General features: G+C 40.6%; 16 protein-coding genes. 6 read left to right on the top strand and 10 right to left on the bottom strand.

All coding sequences use genetic code 11. The features are described 5' to 3' along the window. The first annotated feature begins 35 nt into the window (after positions 1-35). Entirely contained in the window at positions 36-761 is a 726-nt protein-coding gene (locus tag AAEY98_RS07395) for an arginine N-succinyltransferase (RefSeq protein ID WP_351016056.1), read from the top strand. Between the two features lie 188 nt (positions 762-949). Here AAEY98_RS07395 and AAEY98_RS07390 read toward each other — a convergent pair whose 3' ends face one another. After that, on the bottom strand, positions 950-1,228 hold the full coding sequence (locus tag AAEY98_RS07390; protein WP_011639051.1) for a peptidylprolyl isomerase: 279 nt from the start codon (positions 1,226-1,228) through the stop codon (positions 950-952). 226 nt (positions 1,229-1,454) lie between these two features. Between AAEY98_RS07390 and AAEY98_RS07385 the strand changes: the two genes are divergently transcribed. Then, entirely contained in the window at positions 1,455-3,548 is a 2,094-nt protein-coding gene (locus tag AAEY98_RS07385) for a prolyl oligopeptidase family serine peptidase (protein WP_351016053.1), read from the top strand. Between the two features lie 248 nt (positions 3,549-3,796). Here the strand turns inward: AAEY98_RS07385 and AAEY98_RS07380 are convergent, their stop codons facing one another. Next, entirely contained in the window at positions 3,797-4,366 is a 570-nt protein-coding gene (locus tag AAEY98_RS07380) for a hypothetical protein (RefSeq protein WP_351016050.1), read from the bottom strand. 10 nt (positions 4,367-4,376) lie between these two features. After that, positions 4,377-5,198, bottom strand: a complete 822-nt coding sequence (locus tag AAEY98_RS07375; RefSeq protein WP_162023987.1) for a cytochrome c3 family protein — start codon at positions 5,196-5,198, stop codon at positions 4,377-4,379. A 455-nt stretch (positions 5,199-5,653) separates the two neighbouring features. Between AAEY98_RS07375 and AAEY98_RS07370 the strand changes: the two genes are divergently transcribed. Together AAEY98_RS07370 and AAEY98_RS07365 are read left to right on the top strand one after the other, a co-directional pair. Further along, positions 5,654-6,451 carry a winged helix-turn-helix domain-containing protein gene (locus AAEY98_RS07370; RefSeq protein ID WP_351016047.1) on the top strand — a complete coding sequence of 266 codons (798 nt, stop codon included), beginning with the start codon at positions 5,654-5,656 and terminating at the stop codon, positions 6,449-6,451. A gap of 4 nt (positions 6,452-6,455) precedes the next feature. Further along, positions 6,456-6,974 carry a hypothetical protein gene (locus AAEY98_RS07365; protein WP_351016044.1) on the top strand — a complete coding sequence of 173 codons (519 nt, stop codon included), beginning with the start codon at positions 6,456-6,458 and terminating at the stop codon, positions 6,972-6,974. 67 nt (positions 6,975-7,041) lie between these two features. On the opposite strand, the gene AAEY98_RS07360 is transcribed toward AAEY98_RS07365, so the two are convergent. Further along, the gene (locus AAEY98_RS07360; protein WP_101085041.1) at positions 7,042-7,671 is read right to left on the bottom strand and encodes an acetate uptake transporter; all 630 of its coding nucleotides are present in this window, start codon (positions 7,669-7,671) and stop codon (positions 7,042-7,044) included. Between the two features lie 693 nt (positions 7,672-8,364). On the opposite strand from AAEY98_RS07360, the gene AAEY98_RS07355 reads away from it, so the two are divergent. Beyond that, the gene (locus AAEY98_RS07355) at positions 8,365-8,868 is read left to right on the top strand and encodes a glycine cleavage system transcriptional repressor (RefSeq protein ID WP_182743826.1); all 504 of its coding nucleotides are present in this window, start codon (positions 8,365-8,367) and stop codon (positions 8,866-8,868) included. Positions 8,869-8,948: 80 nt separating this feature from the next. Here AAEY98_RS07355 and AAEY98_RS07350 read toward each other — a convergent pair whose 3' ends face one another. The 5 genes from AAEY98_RS07350 to AAEY98_RS07330 all read right to left on the bottom strand — a co-directional run bounded on the left by AAEY98_RS07350 (position 8,949) and on the right by AAEY98_RS07330 (position 15,126). Next, positions 8,949-10,100, bottom strand: coding sequence for a GGDEF domain-containing protein (locus AAEY98_RS07350; RefSeq protein WP_351016040.1), 1,152 nt, complete (start codon positions 10,098-10,100; stop codon positions 8,949-8,951). Positions 10,101-10,319: 219 nt separating this feature from the next. Next, positions 10,320-11,309 (bottom strand): phosphotransferase, encoded by a 990-nt coding sequence (locus tag AAEY98_RS07345; protein WP_351016037.1) that lies wholly within the window; start codon positions 11,307-11,309, stop codon positions 10,320-10,322. 82 nt (positions 11,310-11,391) lie between these two features. Beyond that, positions 11,392-12,021, bottom strand: a complete 630-nt coding sequence (locus AAEY98_RS07340) for a flavin reductase family protein (RefSeq protein ID WP_162023983.1) — start codon at positions 12,019-12,021, stop codon at positions 11,392-11,394. A 166-nt stretch (positions 12,022-12,187) separates the two neighbouring features. Beyond that, complete coding sequence (locus tag AAEY98_RS07335; protein ID WP_101085048.1) at positions 12,188-12,931, bottom strand: sulfite exporter TauE/SafE family protein; 744 nt, start codon at positions 12,929-12,931, stop codon at positions 12,188-12,190. A 212-nt stretch (positions 12,932-13,143) separates the two neighbouring features. Further along, positions 13,144-15,126: a putative bifunctional diguanylate cyclase/phosphodiesterase gene (locus AAEY98_RS07330; RefSeq protein ID WP_351016034.1), complete on the bottom strand. Its 1,983-nt coding sequence runs from the start codon at positions 15,124-15,126 to the stop codon at positions 13,144-13,146. Positions 15,127-15,350: 224 nt separating this feature from the next. On the opposite strand from AAEY98_RS07330, the gene AAEY98_RS07325 reads away from it, so the two are divergent. After that, positions 15,351-16,226 (top strand): alpha/beta fold hydrolase, encoded by an 876-nt coding sequence (locus AAEY98_RS07325; RefSeq protein WP_351016031.1) that lies wholly within the window; start codon positions 15,351-15,353, stop codon positions 16,224-16,226. Between the two features lie 194 nt (positions 16,227-16,420). Here the strand turns inward: AAEY98_RS07325 and AAEY98_RS07320 are convergent, their stop codons facing one another. Continuing rightward, positions 16,421-17,989 carry a putative bifunctional diguanylate cyclase/phosphodiesterase gene (locus AAEY98_RS07320; RefSeq protein ID WP_351016028.1) on the bottom strand — a complete coding sequence of 523 codons (1,569 nt, stop codon included), beginning with the start codon at positions 17,987-17,989 and terminating at the stop codon, positions 16,421-16,423. Positions 17,990-18,728 lie beyond the last annotated feature (739 nt).

Raw genomic sequence — 18,728 nt, 5'->3', positions numbered from 1 at the left:
TATGAAATCATCAAAAACATCAGTGAAGGAAGAGCATGCGAGCTTTATCAATCAATGGATCACCACCACTCAGTCTGCAACGTGGAGCCTCTGGAGCCAAACTGTTACTGATTATTGCAGCAACGATGCTTGTTACAGCAGGGCTGACATTTTTTATTATCCGCACTTATATCTTTCCGTCACCGCTTACCCCAGTCAGCTTAAACGCTAAAGAAGAGCAACAATTGGATCAAAAACTGACTCGGTTAGGTTGGCAAGTTGAACCTCGCTCAACGGTTACAGCATCAAGTGGTGATTCCCGTGCAGCTGATAGTGCTAGTGAAAATAGTGATGAGTTAACCCCTGAAGCGTATCGTGAGTTTGACGCTGATCGGCAAGTGACATTTAGTGAGAAAGAAGTGAATTCGATGATTGGCCGTAATCCTGATTTTGCTCGGCGTGTAGCGATTGATTTTTCTGATAACTTAGCCAGTGCCAAAATGCTGATCCCGATCCCAGACGACTTTCCGATTATGGCTGGGGAGATTTTACGCGTGAATACTGGGCTTGATATTCATCTTGATGCTAATCGTCGCCCAGTTGTGGCGCTAGTTGGCGTGAGCTTAATGGGCGTGCCTATTCCGAATGCGTGGCTAGGAAATATGAAAAACGTCAATTTGGTCGGTGAGTTTGGCGATCGTGGCTTTTGGAATGCTTTTGCTGATGGTGTAGATGATATTCAAATTCGTGATGGCGAGTTGTCGATCAAACTGCGCAAGTAAATATTGTAAGTCGTGGGTGTTTTGAAAAGTGGGCGTTGATATCAAGCCCACTTTCGCCTTGAAATATCACGGATGAAAACCGTTCACCTCTTATCTTATCGCTAGACTGCTCTGGACTCATTCATCTTATGTGTGATTGATTCTAAGCGCGACTATTGTCGACGCGCTATTCCTCAGACCGACTATTGCTAGGTGCGATAAAGTACCTTCACCACATGCCAGCCAAATTTAGTTTTGACGAGGTGCGGCGTAATGAGCTCGCCGTTGAAACAGACTTTATCGAATGGTGGCACCATTTGACCCTTTTTAAACTCGCCCAAATTACCGCCGCTTTTGGCCGAAGGACAGCTAGAGTGCTTTTTGGCTAATACATCAAATTTAGCACCATTATTAAGCTGCTTGATGATGTCTTCAGCCTGAGTCTGATGTTTAACTAATATATGTAATGCTGCTGCGGTTTTGGCCATGTTGGTGCCTGTATTTATTTGTTTGAATGGGTAGAACAATGTTTAGCGCGACATTATACCTGCTTAGTCGACCAAATTGGCATGATAATCTAGCAATAATTTGCTCTGTTATGGGGCTTGCCTGTTACAGTTTGCTCTCCTTATCGATTGAACATCTACATGGATCCTATAAAGTAGATGCATGCTAGTAAAATGCCGCAAGCAAATAACAAAAAGGAAATTTTTAATGCTTAAGCGAATCATACCCCTATGTATAGCGAGTGCGATGACAATGGCAACACCAGTTAATGCAGAAGAAGACAAATATATTTGGTTAGAAGATGTTGAAGGCGCCAAACCTATGGAGTGGGTTAAGCAGCAAAATGCCGTATCTGCAACTCACATTAAGGCTTACTCAGGCTTTGATAACTTGGTGTCAAACAGTCTAGAGATTTTAAACGATAAAGCGCGTATTCCTTATGCCACTCGTATTGGCGATTATTTGTATAATTTTTGGAAAGACGAAACCCACGAGCGTGGGATTTATCGTCGTACCACACTGGCGGAATATACTAAGGCTGAACCCAACTGGGAAACCGTGCTTGATATCGATGCCCTTGGCAAAGCCGAGGGGGTTAATTGGGTATTTAAGGGCATTGAATGCCAATATCCACAGAACGAGCGCTGCTTTGTGTCGTTGTCACGTGGGGGGGCAGATGCCGCTGAGGTGCGTGAATTTAATTTAACCGCAAAAGCGTTTGTTGACAGCACCCAAAAGCCATTCGTATTGGCTGAAGCTAAGTCAATGCTAAGCTGGATTGATAAAGATACCGTGTTTGTCGGAACTGATTTTGGTGATGCACAAAGCATGACGGATTCAGGCTATCCAAGCGTGGTTAAATTGTGGAAACGTGGCACACCGTTGTCTGCAGCCAAATTAGTGTTTAGAGGCGATAAAGCCTCCGTTGCCGTGTCGGGTTATGTGATGTTTGATGATAAAACACCGCTGAATATCGTCACCGAAAGTTTAACCTTCTACACCGCTAAACATTATGTTTATCAAGATAGTAAGTTAGTGTCGCTGCCTATTCCTGAAGATGCCGATTTAAAAGGTTACTTTAAAGGTCAGCTATATATCGAGCTAAAAAGCGATTTAGTTACCCCCAAAGGGACTTTCAAACAAGGCGCCATTGTTTATACACCTGTTGATAAACTCATTGCGCAAAAAACTGAGTTTAGTGAACTGGTATCGCCAACGAAGCATGCTTCTATTTCACAAGTCGCATTTAGCCAGAATGCCATTTTTGTCACTTGGCTGGATGATGTAAAAAGCAAACTTGTACGATACATGCAAAACGATAAAGGTGAGTGGCAAAGCAAATCTGTGCCATTTGAAGCCAATGGCACCTTAAGTGTGTTTGATGTTGAACGTGATAGTGATGATTTTTTTGTTAATTACACCAGCTTTTTAGAACCAGCCAGTTTATATCGCTTAAATGGTGCCAGCTTAAAAGCCGATAAAATTAAAGCAATGCCGCAACAATTTAGCGCCGATAAGTTTGTCACAAAACAGTACTTTGTGACGTCAAAAGACGGCACAAAAGTGCCTTATTTTGTAGTGATGGCTAAAGACATTAAACTCGATAGCAGTAACCCAACATTACTTTATGGTTATGGCGGTTTTGAAGTATCGCGCTTACCTGCCTATTCGGCCACTATTGGTAAAAACTGGTTAGAGCAGGGCGGTGTTTATGTACTGGCTAACATTCGCGGTGGTGGAGAATACGGCCCAGCCTGGCATCAAGCAGCGTTAAAGCAACATCGTCATAAAGCGTATGAAGACTTTGAAGCCATTGCTGAAGACTTAATTGCTCGTAAAATTACGTCAAGCAAGCATCTTGGTATTCAAGGTGGTAGTAATGGTGGTTTGTTAATGGGTGCTGCATTTACTCGTCGTCCTGAGCTGTATAACGCTGTAGTGTGCCAGGTGCCATTGTTGGACATGAAGCGATATAACAAGTTATTGGCTGGTGCCAGTTGGATGGGCGAATACGGTAATCCTGATATCGCAGAAGAGTGGGATTACATTAAAACCTATTCGCCATATCACAACTTAAAACAAGGGGTTAAATACCCTAAAGTGTTCTTTACTACGTCAACACGTGATGACCGTGTGCACCCAGCGCATGCGCGTAAAATGGTGGCGAAAATGGAAGACATGGGCATAGATGTGTTGTATTTTGAGAACATTGAAGGTGGCCATGCTGGCGCGGCAGACAATACTCAGGCTGCCGAGTTAAGTTCAATGGTTTACGCATACTTAATGCAACAGCTTCGTTAAATAAATCAGCAACAAGTATTGAATAAAAAAGGGTTTCAGCGCTGCTGAAACCCTTTTTTGTTTTCAATATTCACAGCTGTACAGCGTTAAACTGTTTATCTAAGCGGTGCATACCCAGTTTTGTATATTCAAGCCGTGCTGCGAAAATGATAAAAAGAGCCGCAGTGTAATACTGCGGCAAATAGCCTGAAGCTAATGAGCACAAGTGGTCTTCTCTCGCCATTAGCCGGGGGGAGGCTGAATGATGATTAATTGCTAGGGTCAATCAACTCAATTTCATTACTGGCAAGCGCGCCCTTAATTTGGACCGCAACCTTATAAATCATTTCAGCATTTGCCGATGCTTTACTTTGTAAGTCGAGATCACTCACATTAAAAGTATATTTTCCCGCAGTATCTGTCGCTTCTAATGTACCTGTACAGCTGTCGGTGGCTGTACTATCACATTGATAGTTTTGAGTGACATGCCAACGTTTCCAAGCCTTAGGCTTTATGGACGGTGAGGCTGGGTCAGGAAAACCAAAATACACAATATCGTAATCGGCTACGTTAATCAGCGCTTCACCTTCGCTATTGGCAACGGTGAATGATAGTGCGCCAGTGGTCGAGTCAAATGTGTCGAGTTTAACCACCACAGTGCTGGCATCATCAATACTCACGCCATCAATAACAGGCGGTACAACGACTACTGGTGGCACAACAACAGGGGGAATAACTACCACCGGTGGCTCAGTGACAACTTCGTCATCATTGTCGCTATTACAGCCAAAGATTAACAATGAACTCGCTAATATGGCGCTAAGATATTTAACCTTCATGATGCGCTCCTTAATTGTAATGCCCTGTGTGACAAGTGGTACATTCCATATCTGTTTTCACGCTGGCTGCAGAGCCCATCGTTTCGGTAACGCCATGACAAGACTGACATGCTTGCGCTTCTACAGACGGTTTTGCTTCTGCTAATACTGAAATATCTTCACCGCCATAGGCACGATTGAGTAAATCAACAATATAAAAAGCCATGCTGGCAGAGAGGCGTTTGCAACGTTCACCTTTTAATGCAAAAGGCTTTCCAGATGCCGCAGACCAATTACTAATAGATGAATGGCACAGTGGGCTGTTGGCAATAGAGGTTTTACCTACTTCGAGTGATTTATCAGCTGTAGAGCCAATCCCCGCAATGAACTCAGCAGAGGATAACGGTAAATCGTTGGTTTCGTAGTAACGGAACGATGCACCAATAATGGCGCTGTTTTGACCATTAATATCGTCAAGGAAATTAATCAACATACCGGCAGCATTAAGGTTGCCACACAATGTTCCTTGGCCAACTACGCCAGCCCAACCATAACCTGCTAATGCGGTAGGAATAGTGGCAAACTTACTGGCGTCTACGCTGCCAGATGCCGCTAGCATAGTCACAATGGCGTGAAATACTTGGTGCATACAACCGCCACCCGTTTCATAGGCAAGTTTTGCTGTTTGCATCGCATCAAGTGGCGCATATTTAAGTTTTTCACCAAGTTCTAAACGGTAGTTGCCATCTGCGTCTGTGGCAGCAAATGCAGATGTGCCTAATAACGTTGCCCCAGCTGCTGCAGTGCTTAAACCAATAATTTGTGTCAATGCTTGACGTCTGTTTATGCTCATAATAATCACCCTTTACTCATCGTTATTTTATTATTCCCAATCTCTAGTGTTGGGGGTTTTGAGTTGCTAGTAAAAATGGGTTAGCAACTTGATGTGGTAACAATAAGCAATGGAGTAATTAAAGATGTGATTCAAGACAGATAAAAATAGCGGCTTGAAATGAGGTTTTTTAGTGATTATGGCATCGATTTATTGAAGCTGAATGTGCTTAACGTCATAGGCTTTTGTGATGTGAGTCTCACTATTTTGCACATTTATGCATTTTTACAGCCGTTTAGTGTGTTTTTAAAATCATGAAATGACGTGATGTCGCTCGCAAATTTATCAGTTTGCACATTTAAAGACTTACTTTTACTAAGGAATAAAGCGCTTAGGTATAAGGATCACAGATTTCATAAGATTTTATGCATACACTTCAGTATGTCGAAGTTAGGTCAATTATTGAGGCGGTCTACATGCAATTGGGACATTGCAGGTTCAGTGTCGACAAAGGGGAGTTAATTAACCAGGAAACCGGAGTGGTGTGGCACCTTCCCAGAGCCGAGTTACATGTGCTGACATTATTGGTCGAGTATCAAGGGAAAGTTGTTGCTAAACCATTATTAGAGTCGGGTCATGAAGACGATTCACATTTGAGTTCAGCGTCAGTCGCCAGGGCTATTTTTACCTTACGCTCTTTTCTTGGACCACAATATGAAACGCTTATCGAAACAGTAAAAGGCCAAGGCTATTTGCTGAGGCATCATCGTGCCCGTAAAGAATCCAGCAATAAATTAGCCCGCGTAGTCATTCGGCCATTACAAGCTTTACTGGTGGTCATTGTAGTTGTTAGCGTGTCGCTGGTAAGCCTATGGTGGTTTAATCAATTTGGCCATTCTATCAATCCAACCATGCCGCTTAGCATTGAAACAGTGACTTTAGATTCGGGCCAGCAAGTCGATGTGATTCTGTATTCACCTTCAAACACCAATAATGAGTTACTGATTGGTCAAGGACAACTGCTCACACAAAGTTTATTAGGTTGTGCTGAAACGGTATGGAATAAAGCTTTTTTATCGTTATCTCATGACAAGCAAGTACTGAACATTACCCTCAGAGGTGATTATTTGGGCCAGTCTATTATTCGTAATTTAAAAATTAGCGACTTACGCCAACCTAAGCGATTTATCAATTCAGCATGGCTTGAACAAGTGAACATTTGCGACTCATTACCTGTTCGACTCGCTTCATCTCATCGATCTCAGGGGCATTAGTACAATGGCAAGAAAAGGATTATGGGTAATCAATATTGTCATTCTATTGTGTTTGCTGGCCAGTATTGGCGGCATTTACTCGTTAACATCCAAGACTCCGAGTTTTATGCTGAGCTGCAGTTCAGAACTGTTTAATCATGAAGTTGGCGCTGCAGATAGCGATCATTATTTATTAGTCGATCTCGTTTCTAAAGATGGTTTAGCCCAAATTAATTACCGCTATTATGACTTAGAGGGCAATTCAGCTGGCACATTAGCGATGACGGGTAGAGTGAATAGAATTGATGCTCAAAGGCAAATGTACGATATTTCAGTGACCACTAAACAAGAGTATTTAGGCGGGGGCAGTCTCGATATACCGGCACATTATGAATATTTGTCGTATGTTAGCGGAATAAATTTAAACAAGAATGGTATGCACTCATTAAGTCTTCAGGTATTGGAACGCGATGAAAATAAAGATTATGCAGTGGTATTATTTCAGCCGAGTAATACCGTCTGTGGCTGTCGTTTGGTGCATTAATTTATGCAAACAAAAAGGTCGATGCAATGCATCGACCTGTTAAGTATTTAACCCGAGCTCGGGTTATTTATGCTTTAACCGAGTGTAAGGTTACTTTTTCCGCTTCAGTTGCTTGGGGCTGAACCTGAGCTTTAGTCTGAGTTAACTCCCCAACAGGTAAAATAGTGCGACCATATTCAGCGTTAAGCACTTGGGCCATGGCAAAGTAAATAGCGCTTGCTCCGCAAAAAATACCTTCAAATCCTGCAATAGTGCCAAGCAGTGCATTATCGGTAAAGTCGCGTGCGGCCAATAAGAAAAACAGGATGGTTAATGAACCAAATATTACTTGTTTTGCCCGAGGGTAACGTAACGATCCCACAAACATAAAGGCAGTAAATGTGCCCCACAGAGTTAAATACCAACCCATAAAGTGTGCTGGACTGGCGGCTACGCCCATATTTGGCATTAAAATAATACCCACTAAGGTTAACCAAAATAAGCCGTATGAAGTAAATGCGGTGGTGCCGAAGGTGTCGCCACGCATAAAGCACATCATGCCGACAATCACTTGGCCAATGCCACCGTAGAAAATCCCCATTGCGAGGATCATCGAATCAATTGGAAAATAGCCAGCATTATGGATATTGAGCAGTATGGTTGTCATGCCAAAGCCCATTAATCCTAATGGTGCAGGATTCGCTAATTTTGTAGACATCATGTTCCCTTAATGGAAAGTTTTAACGCCGATATAACGTCGCTAAAGATTAATTTACACCCCGATTGGGCAAGGCGCGCATTTTAGAGAAAGCGTCTACGGGTAGCAATAAGCAGCAATAGGGATGAATAGCTAATCGTAAAGCAAGTTATTCATTATTAAAAACAATGACTTAATTTATATTTTGTATTTAACAGTGTAAAGCTAAACTTAATTTTTCAAATAAGTTATTTAAATTCAAACAGATACTGAAAGCACATGCGAGTGAGGTGATATTGTGCAAGTTGTTGCGGTTAGTGCGACAGGTATCAAAAATAGCATTGTTCTGCTATTCACTAGGGCGGTTAAGTGGTGACTGATGCGGAGTATTCTGTGATGTAAGCGATACAAATTCACTAAGTTTGGTGTGGCTTGCAAAAATAACATTTACAGCAAAAATCATCTCTATGGCCAATAATTTATGACTAACCCCGGCTCTCTTCTGCTATAACGTTGAGCATTATACCAACCATTTTCACCTGCTCGATGACATAATCTATCGCTATGTTTGGTCGCTGATGACAACTCATTTGTTTGATTTGTGTGCTAGACCACAGACGTGCTTTCGCGTGATAGCTAGTCTGTAGTTAGGCTTTAATTAAAACCACATTAAATATACCAACATCATTGTGGTTTATTGGTATCGGAGGTTATATGCAACATAGGTTTATCACTACTGTATTAGGGACTTTAAAGCCCAATCTTCTGCAATCACTTGCTCAAGTTAGCCGTGAAATAGGCGCAAGTTGGGAAACCAGTAAAGTCATTAAACTCGACGGACAATTTGTGGCCATGATGCGGGTAATGATAGATGTCGATAAAGAAGCGGCGTTAAAACAAGCATTAGAACAGCAGTTTTCACAATTAACGTTTGTCTACGCTGAGTACGATCATGAAGCTAAACATCTATCGCCAGAATGTAAACTCACTTTAGATTGCAATGATCGCTCAGGCTTAACCCATGACATGAATCAAATTTTAGCGGATCTTGAAGTCAGCGTAGACCACCAAGAATGTTACCGTGTACAAGTCACTAGTTTAGGTAAAACGGTGTACAGCGCTAAGCTGACATTAAGATTACCGGAGAATGTGACTATCGCACTGTTAATTTCCCAGCTTGAAACATTAAGCGATAATATTCGAATAGAAGTTAACTAACCTTCTCTTAATCTGGGCAATCGTTCATCGTTTTAGGCAGTGGCTTCGATTCACAAAGGGTTAGTTATCCTTTACGGAGGTTAGCTAAACACCACTTTGTTTCTGCCACTGCTTTTGGCTTGATATAACGCACTGTCGGCGAGATCGATAGCTTGCTCTATCGTTATGTCTTGGTTACTGAGTTCAACGACCCCAAAACTGGCGGTTACGCTAATTTGCTGGCCGCAATACACAATAGGTGTTTGGTTAATCATGGCTCTTAATCGCTCGGCAACATTGATAGACTCTTGATAATTGCTGCGCTCGATCAATATAACAAACTCTTCACCGCCCATGCGGCCGATTAAGTCGTCTTTTTTTATATGTTGTTTAATTAACTGGGTAATGCTGATTAATACTTGATCGCCGCCAGCATGGCCGAACTGATCGTTAATGGCTTTAAACTTATCAATGTCCCAGTAAATGAGGCATGCATGTTGCGGCTGCTTTTGTAGCTCAAGTAATTTTTGTTTCGCGTGGCTATAAAATCCCCGACGATTAAAGCAATCAGTCAATGAATCTGTCATCGCCAGCAACTTCATTTCTTCGGCCAAATCAGAAGCCAGCATATAAATCACAAATACTGACATACCAACATAAGCCGCAGGTAGGGCGGTAAAGTTAACAATGGCGTAGAGCTTGATAAGTTCCACATCCATCTCTTTACCTTGGAATAGCGCGATACTCGCTGCAACAAATATGCACATGGCAAATATGAAATGCATTAACGCCGCACCAATTTCGGCTGGCCGTGATTTGGTGCGATGCTTAATAATCACCACACTAGTGATCATCAACAACAACACATCAACGTATAAATACAACGACATTCTTAAGCCTAGATGTGGGCTAATATAAGTAAAGTAATAGGTTAGCGCCATCCCACATACGCCTAGGCCAAGCAATGTTGCAGGGTGGATTTTAGTGTTAGTGCGTAAACAATGTCCCCATGTCCCGAGCACCACCGACAACATGGATACACTGCAGCCGATCATCCAATACAGGTTATGAGAAAGAAATAGGCTTTTAAATAAACTATTAGCCCACAGCACAGTCGAGGCTAAAAAAGACAAAGAAAACATCAACGCATATTTTTGCTTACCCATGGTTTGCCAGGTCATGAAAAAGATTATCGACAGCAAAATGCTAGAAAAAAACAAGGTGATTAAAATATACGTAAACGGACTTTCCATATGGTGACTTCCTAGCTTATGGCTTTGTTTATACAAACCCAAAACGAAGCTATGTTTACTCGAATTAGACAGAGGATTGCAGTGTTTGTTGGTAATAAATAACCGATGGATGACAACAAATACTACAGTGTTTATCAACTGTAGACGGCAATAGCAGCCTTAGCCAATTGGGATAAGATAATAGCCTTTAGGTGGTTAATTAATCAGCAAAAATGAGCGTTAGGCTGTGGTGAGTTGTTTTATCGCTTGCTCGGTTAGCGCTTCGGTATATGGGTTGATTTTGAAATGCTCAACACTCCAACCTGTAATAAAACGCTGGAAATCAGCCCAGGCTAAACAATATAAAGGTCGCCATGCCTGTTGTACCTCAAGCGGATTGATTAGCGGATGACATTCGGCTAGGCCTTGGGTTAGCGCGGCAAAATAATGATTAAGATAGCTATTAATTAACGCTTCTGGTTCGTGATAGCTCAATACGCTGCTGAGTAACATGATCACGTCTTTCATACCGCAACCTTGGCCGATATATTGAAAATCGACTGCTGCAGCATGGTCATCCTGACTAAAACAAAAGTTAGCTAATTTGGCATCGCCATGCACCAAGGTTTGAAATGGACATTGTTTCAAGGCATCGTCGATGAGATGGGCTGCCGACTTAAGCGGGCTGTCGGCTAAAGCGGCTAACTCGTCTGGTCGTGTATCTAGATGCCAGTATGTGCCGACAGGCCAAAGCCCTTTTGGCTCTACGTGCATGTATTTAGCATGAAAATGCCCTAACCACGTTAAACAAGCGAGTACGGTTTCAGATGTGGTGGTTTTTCTTACTTGAGTAAATCCCAGGGTATGCAAGTCTTGTAACACTAACAGGGTTTCATTGGCTTGTTGGTCTACATACAAACAACGCGGCAGAGGACTGAATTGCTGCTGTGTATGAAGATTTGCATAGTGCTGATACCAATTCACTTCCACTTGGTACGACTGCAATTTACGCTGATGCGACAGTGGCGTATTCCAACCTCTAGGATGCGATTCCTGTTGAGGTAAACAGATATATTTCACAATCACTGACGAGTACGATTTACCCGTTACATAAGCCCTAAATAACTGACCATAACCACCCCAAAGCGGTTGAATCGCTTCAATATGAGTGATTCTATCTGCCGAAATCGCCTGACTAATTGTTTGTAAAATACTATTTGGAATTTTCAAAGCTATCTCGTTAAGGCTGTTTCTGGCTAATGTGAAGCAAATTGCTCATTATCCATCGTTTAGCATCCATCATTTATTCAACTTATAAAGTCGGGCGATGCAAATCAAAACGTAACTCGTCAGAAATACCATAATAAGCCGATGGTCCACCTGCGCGCAAAACAGGCTCAGCTAATGCTGTTTGATAAATTCCTTCTGGGCTCAGCAAGTGTTTTTCAATGTGTACAGCTACAACCTCACCAAGCACTAACCAAGTATCAATTTTGTCACCATTAGCTGCGGTTAACTGAATGCATTGCGACAGTTTGCATTCGAAGCTGACCGGGCTTTGTGCAATGCGGTCAGCCTTAACAATGTTGCCTGCTATTGGTGTCAATCCGGCAAATTCAAACTCATCAGTGCCACGGGGTAATGCTGCAGAGGTTTGATTCATTTGCGCGGCTAAACTGCGGGTAGTTAAGTTCCATACAAACTCGCCAGTTTCAACAATGTTGGCGACGCTGTCTTTCCAACCGGTACTGGCAAAGCCGATAATTGGCGGATCGTAATTAAAGCAGTTAAAGAAGCTATAAGGCGCTAGATTTCGCTGGCCTTGAGCATTGCGAGAGGCAATCCAACCAATGGGACGTGGGCCTATAATGGCATTAAGTGGGTTATGTGGCAGACCATGACCTTTGCTGGGTTCATAAAAATAGCGATTATCAGCACTCATATTTTACCTTATTTATATTGTTGGGCTTGTTATAGCGGTATCAAATATTACGATGATTTAAATTGGATGGCTCAATTTTATAGCTCAATTTTATAGCTCAATTTTATAGCTCAATTTTATAGCTCAATTTATGAATCAACGCGATAGGCAAATATTACCATATCAATTATGGTATCAGTGCCGTCCACAATAAGCGTAAACCTACCACGATCATTAAACTGAGGATGATTTTTTTAAACTGTTTTTCATCAAACTTATCTTGAATGCGCAGTCCAAGTTTTACCCCAATCCAAGCAATGGGCGCCAATGATGCAGAGACTAATAAGTTACTAAGGTTAATTTGCCCTAGCATGCTGTAGGGAATTAACTTTACTGCATTCACAACCGCAAAAAATACCACCGCAGTGCCTAAGTATTCTGTTTTGGGCAAACGCAGTGGGATTAAATAAGCATTTAATGGCGGCCCACCGGCATGAGCAACAAAGCTGGTAAAGCCAGCAATTGTGCCGCAAACTCGGCCGATAAAAGAGGATGGTTTTCGTTGTGACCATTCTCCTAATGTCAAACCATAAACACCAAATCCTAACGAAATAACCCCTAATAAGCCGCGTAAATACTGCTCGTTAAGTTGATCAAATAGCAGATAAGCCACCACAATACCGATAATGGCCGCAGGCAACAAAATCCACAGTTGGGTCGTATTTTGTTTTCCCCACCAAGAGCGCACACTTAAAAAATCCATGTAAACCAATAGCGGTAACATCACTGCCGCGGCTGCTGCAGGGCTAATGGCCAAGGCAAGTAAAGGCACGGTTAATCCGCCTGCACCGCCAGCAAAGCCTGATTTTGACATCCCGGTGATTAATACCGCTGGAATAGCGACTAACCAAAACAATGGATCTGTTAACACTGACGTTCCTCGCGATGTTAATCAGTTAATAACTATTGGGCTAATAGCTGATCATTAATATTTTATTCTTTAAAATAAAAAGCTTAACTTTATGTGTGGTTTAACTGAAGTCGAATAAGCTGGAATCATAGCACCAGCGCCCATTAATCAGACAATAAATTAATAGAACATTTAGCTTTATATTAGTAGGTGGTTAAGTGATTGTGATTAGATTAAGAATTAGCAGACCGCAACAAGAAGGGGGAGCGTTGCTCATCTGGATGGTGTAAAAGTTTTTGCTTTAACGCCTCAAACTCAAGTGGTTTATCAAATAAATAGCCTTGTAAATAATGAATACCTAAAGCTGTAAGTGTGTTGGCTTGTTGCTGGTTTTCAACACCTTCAGCAACAATGCGGTAGCCAAGGCCATGAGACATCATCATTACCGCTTTAACAATATCAATGCCATTAAGGTGCAGGTTATTGATAAAAGAACGGTCGATTTTAACGGTATTAACATGCAAATCTTGGATCACTGATAATGACGAATAACCGGTGCCAAAATCATCGATTGAAATCATAAAGCCAAGTAATTGTAATGCTTTAACCATGTTGATTAATTTAAGCTTATCTTGGGAAAAAACCGATTCAGTAATTTCTAAATGTACTTTACTTGGATTTACATGGTACTGGTTAATAATTTGATGAACTTTATTAACAAAATCAATATCTTCAAATTGAATCACAGACACATTAATGCATATTGCTAATTGCGGCTTTAACAAATGTAGCACTGCCAGTTGACGCACCGACTCTTCAAGTACCCAGTAGCCGATCTGTTTAATGGCGCCATTTTTTTCAGCTAACGGAATAAACACGTCAGGTTGAATATTATTGCCTTCAAATTCCCATCGGAGTAATGCTTCGACAGAGGCAATATCACCAGTAGTGGAATCAATAATGGGTTGAAACACTAAGCGTAATTGTTGCTCGGCAATTGCTTGGGCAATCCCTTTACTTAAATGCATTTCATGCTTTATTTTCTGCTCTAGCTCACCACTAAACATCACGTAGTCATCGGTACCACCACTTTTACGGCTATACATGGATAGATCGGCCAAACTGATTAAATCTGATATTGATTGACCATGTTCAGGATACATAGCAATGCCAATAGAACAGTCCATATTAATCACATGTTGCGTGGTTAAAATAGGCTGGTTGATATGCTTTTTTAACATGATCGCAAGTTCTTCAAAGCGATAAAGCGGCGTTTGATGAGCCATAATAATAAATTCGTCACCGCCCCAGCGACAAATAATTTCATCGTGCTGGCAAGCTTGTTTAATTCGCTTTACTACTTCAGTAAGTACTTCATCACCAACCCTATGCCCGAAATTATCGTTTACCTGTTTAAAACCATCTAAATCGAGGAAGAAAATAGCATATTGATTGTCGGTTTCTATTTGCGATAACTGTAGTTTGGCGGCAGCTAAAAATGAGCGTCGATTGAGTAATTGAGTCAGTGAGTCGTGTTGGCTTAGTTCAATAATTTTCTGGGTTCTTTGTTGAATCTTATGTTCCATGGTTTTTAATAACTGATTATGTTCGTTACGTAATAAAATAGAATTTTTAGTAAAATTAGCAGCAGCATTGGCTACCGATAACATAACTGCAGCATAAGCTAAGCCTAAACAGCCTAATAATAGATGGGCAGGATTATCACCAAGAATCATTTGCAACGAGAAGGGAGCTAATAGCATTAGGGTGTAAATTTGCGATAATAACTTGTTGCCAGATAATACCGTAGCGGCACCGCCAGCCATTGCAGATACAATGACCAAAGAAGAAAATAACTCATCAATACTCGATGTGTTATAAAAATAAACACAGTAAAAGGCCCAAAGAAACGCAGTTAATAATACACCTGCACCAAAACGATATAAGTCATTTTGGCAACTGAATAGACCTTTATTAGCACGCCGAAACCATAAAGCCGTATCGATAATGCGAAAACAAACAACCGCAGATAAACATAACCACCAGATGAATTTATAATGAACCGTCGAATGTTCCTCAAACCCAAAAGCTAGCCCAGCCGAAGCTGCAATAGTAATGGCAATGCCCGGAATCGCATTTTGGTATAACAACTTTAGGTGGTCGTTTAAAACATGTGGATCATTAACCTGCATTTGCATCAATAAGTTTACCGTCATTACGAGGGAATACTAATAAGTATACGTCCAATGCTTAAAAATACTACTTTCGTGATGATTTAAAGGAACGAAAAATGCTAGCTAATTTAAGTATCGATTTATCATTAACTTAAGTGTAATTAAGTTATTTTTTATGGATTAATTTCCATAAAAACAGACTAGCCAATATGGGGATGATGTGTGATTCTGTTATCTAAACTCATTATTTAGCGGAAAATATCGTCATGATCGAACTGTGCGAGTGGCAACAGCAGGGGCAATTTTTGTCTATTAACGATCAGCAGATCTTTACTCGTCAAGCGGGTGATAGAACGGCACCAGCGTTATTGCTAATTCATGGTTACCCTAGCGCAAGTTGGGATTGGGAAGGTATGTGGCATGAGTTAACTCAACACTATTTTGTGGTAACTCTTGATATGTTGGGTTTTGGATTTTCAGACAAACCCAAAAATGTTGATTATTTAATCAGTCAGCAAGCCGATATTTATGAAGCTGTTTTACAGCAGTTTGGCGTTAGCCATTATCATATTTTAGCCCATGACTACGGTGATACAGTCGCGCAAGAATTATTAGCAAGACAACTTGATGGCAGCAGTACATTGTGCATCAACAGTGTGTGTTTTCTTAATGGAGGTTTGTTCCCAGAAACCCACAAACCTTTGCTTATTCAAAGCTTGCTACTGTCTCCATTAGGGAGCGTGGTAGGCAAACTAATGAGTAAACAAAAATTTGCCGCGAGTTTACAAGGTATATTTGGGCCATCGACACCACCTACGCCACAGGTTATTGACACATTATGGCAATTGCTTAATCACAATAATGGTATCGCGGTAATGCATAAAGTCATTAGCTATATCACCCAACGTAAACAACATCGTGAACGTTGGGTAGGGGCTATTATCAATAGTGCAATACCGATCAAGTTGATCGCAGGAGCTAAAGATCCGATCTCTGGTCAACACATGATCGATCATTATCGTAAATTGATTCCTCATGCAGATGTAACCGAACTGTCTACGCTGGGACATTACCCACAAATCGAAGATGCCAATGGAATTACAGCTGCCTATATGCAATTTAGGTTAAGTCGTACAAAGTAGATGAGTGAAAGGGGGCAGTAAAATTAATGCCTGTTATATCATCGAATAAGGTGAAGTATTCAGTTAGCTCTAGACGGGGATGTAGCGAAATCTATCATTGGATAATAAGCACTTTGGGCTATTTTTAGGTGGTGGCTCCATTGTGATAATTTACAGTAATATATCTGTTTTTCTTTAAGAGCAATGAACAGGTACTAAGTGTGTAAAATGATGTCTTTAATGATAATTTCAGATGTTTTTTCAGTGCTTATTTTAGGTGTTTGGAATAAATAACCTTGTAAAAAAATAGGCTTAAATTGACGTAAATAATCTAGCTGCTCTTTGGTTTCAACCCCTTCAGCAACAACATCAATATCGAGTTTATGAGCAAGTGCGACAATGCTTTCATAAATCCCTGCGCTTTTTTTATCATTAACAGCATCATTTAAAAATTCACGATCAATTTTAATTTTGTCTACTTTTAGATGTTTTAGTCGGCTTAATGACGAATAACCTGTCCCAAAATCATCAATCATGACTTTAATGCCCATCGTATTAAGTGCGTCAATTCTGTTGGTTGTTTCTGTAAAATTTGCGATTAACGAGCTTTCTGTAATCTCAAACTCAATATTAATATGATCAAATGTAGAGATGATTTTTTGAGTGTTAACCAGAAAATTTACGTCTAAAAATTGTTTAACTGATACGTTTATCGCGATAAATTGATCTCGTTTTAAAAACCGACTTCCTTCTGCCAACGTTGTTTTTAGCAGCCATTTAAAAAAGTCTTCCGATAGACCAATGTCTTCAGCAAGGTTAATAACCAGTTCTGGATTAATATGTGTTCCTTGCAAATTCCAGCGTGTCAGTGTTTCATAACCCTCTATTGCTCCAGACACAGCGCAAGCGATAGGTTGATAGACTAAATATAGTTGTTCGTTTTGAATGGCCAGCTTAAGTTGCGAGGATAGTCGATAGCGTTCAGAGATTTTTTGGCCTATTTCATCGGTATAGTAACAAGCTGTATTCAGTTTATTACGTTTTGCTTCATACATTGCACAATCTGCTGCAATTAATAATTCTTGAACGGAGTTACCATGCTGTGGTGAAAGTGCGACACCCATGCTGAAGCTCATATCAATGCTGCGACTATTGATGCTAAATGGTTCGTTTTGACACTTAAAGAGCCGATTAATCAGTGACTCTATATTGGTTGTTCCTTGAGGAAAACCTGCAATTATTAAAAATTCATCGCCGCCAAGTCGAGCCACTATCTCATCATTTCTTATAATCGAAGCTAGCTTTTCACCCACCTTTTTAATGAGTATGTCGCCCGCTTCATGGCCGTATGAATCATTAACATCCTTGAAGCCGTCTAAGTCCAAAAAAATGACACCAATACTCGTTGATGTTCTATGAGAATTTTGCAGTAATTTATCTAATTGAGACAGCGCTAATGTTCGATTTGGAAGACCAGTTAGTGAATCGTAATACGCGTGATAGGTGATTTCTTTGTTAATTGATTTAATGTCAATGACTCGTCTTATGCCATAAATAGTTGCAGTTAATGCAATCCATAAAAAGCTAAAAATCAACTCATCCATTTCCCAACTTTCGTGGCTACGAGTAAATTCATAAACTGATTCAACAAATTCGACATTAAACGCGAAAGACAAAATGACCATGATTACCACGAATAATGTACCAACAATAAAATCAACTCTAGCTCGTTTTTTCATGAGCATGCTGGACTGAGTTTGTGATTTTAGAATGTCTAACTTCATCCAATCTCCAACACTGTGATGCCAATAACATATTGGTTATCTTATAACTATATATTAATATCGCCTGTTTCACGTCAGCCATTTACTCGTTAATAACAAATTATCTTTAATTCTTGCTGAGTGATGAAGGGAGAGGCTGTATGAAGGCGGATTAATTAAGTGTTGTTATAACCAGGTATTGCAAAATATATTGAATTAGACAAGGCAATGTTATTTAGTTTATTCGCATAAAATCAAAAACTTATTTCATTTCATTCGTTACTGCTTATTCACCGCTTTAGTAAGAATACGACATAGAGATATTGACAAAAAATGGCACTGGTAAAGCGGCCTAATATTGCTTAATGAGGAGTGTTTTCTTTTTTTGCTTACTCAACACTCAACAGCTGCTAAATATGCAGGGCTACTGCACTAAAGCACTGGATGATTTATTGGTCGTTATCACACAATAAATTCACTTCTATTTTGTCTAATCTGCTCATCGTTAAAATATGCACGCACTCGTCCTGAGCCTATTGAGAATGTCTTGGTTACGTGATCCACGCTTATCTTCTCGAATTAATAAGGTTGGGTGGCTAGGTTATTCGCCATGTGATTGATACGTTCTGCGGTGAATCCATTATTGTGGGTATATCTTCAATACTAATGCCACTGGAATGTCATTAGCATGGTTTATTTGTAGTGTAGACATCATATTGACAGCGCTTTATATATTGATAAATATAGAATCAAAATCAAT

Origin of the sequence: Shewanella sp. AC91-MNA-CIBAN-0169 (assembly GCF_040310165.1) — a bacterium.
In the GTDB taxonomy this organism is placed as follows: Bacteria; Pseudomonadota; Gammaproteobacteria; order Enterobacterales; family Shewanellaceae; genus Shewanella.
Note: the sequence above shows the minus strand (reverse complement) of the source record. Positions and strands in the feature narration are given on the sequence as shown.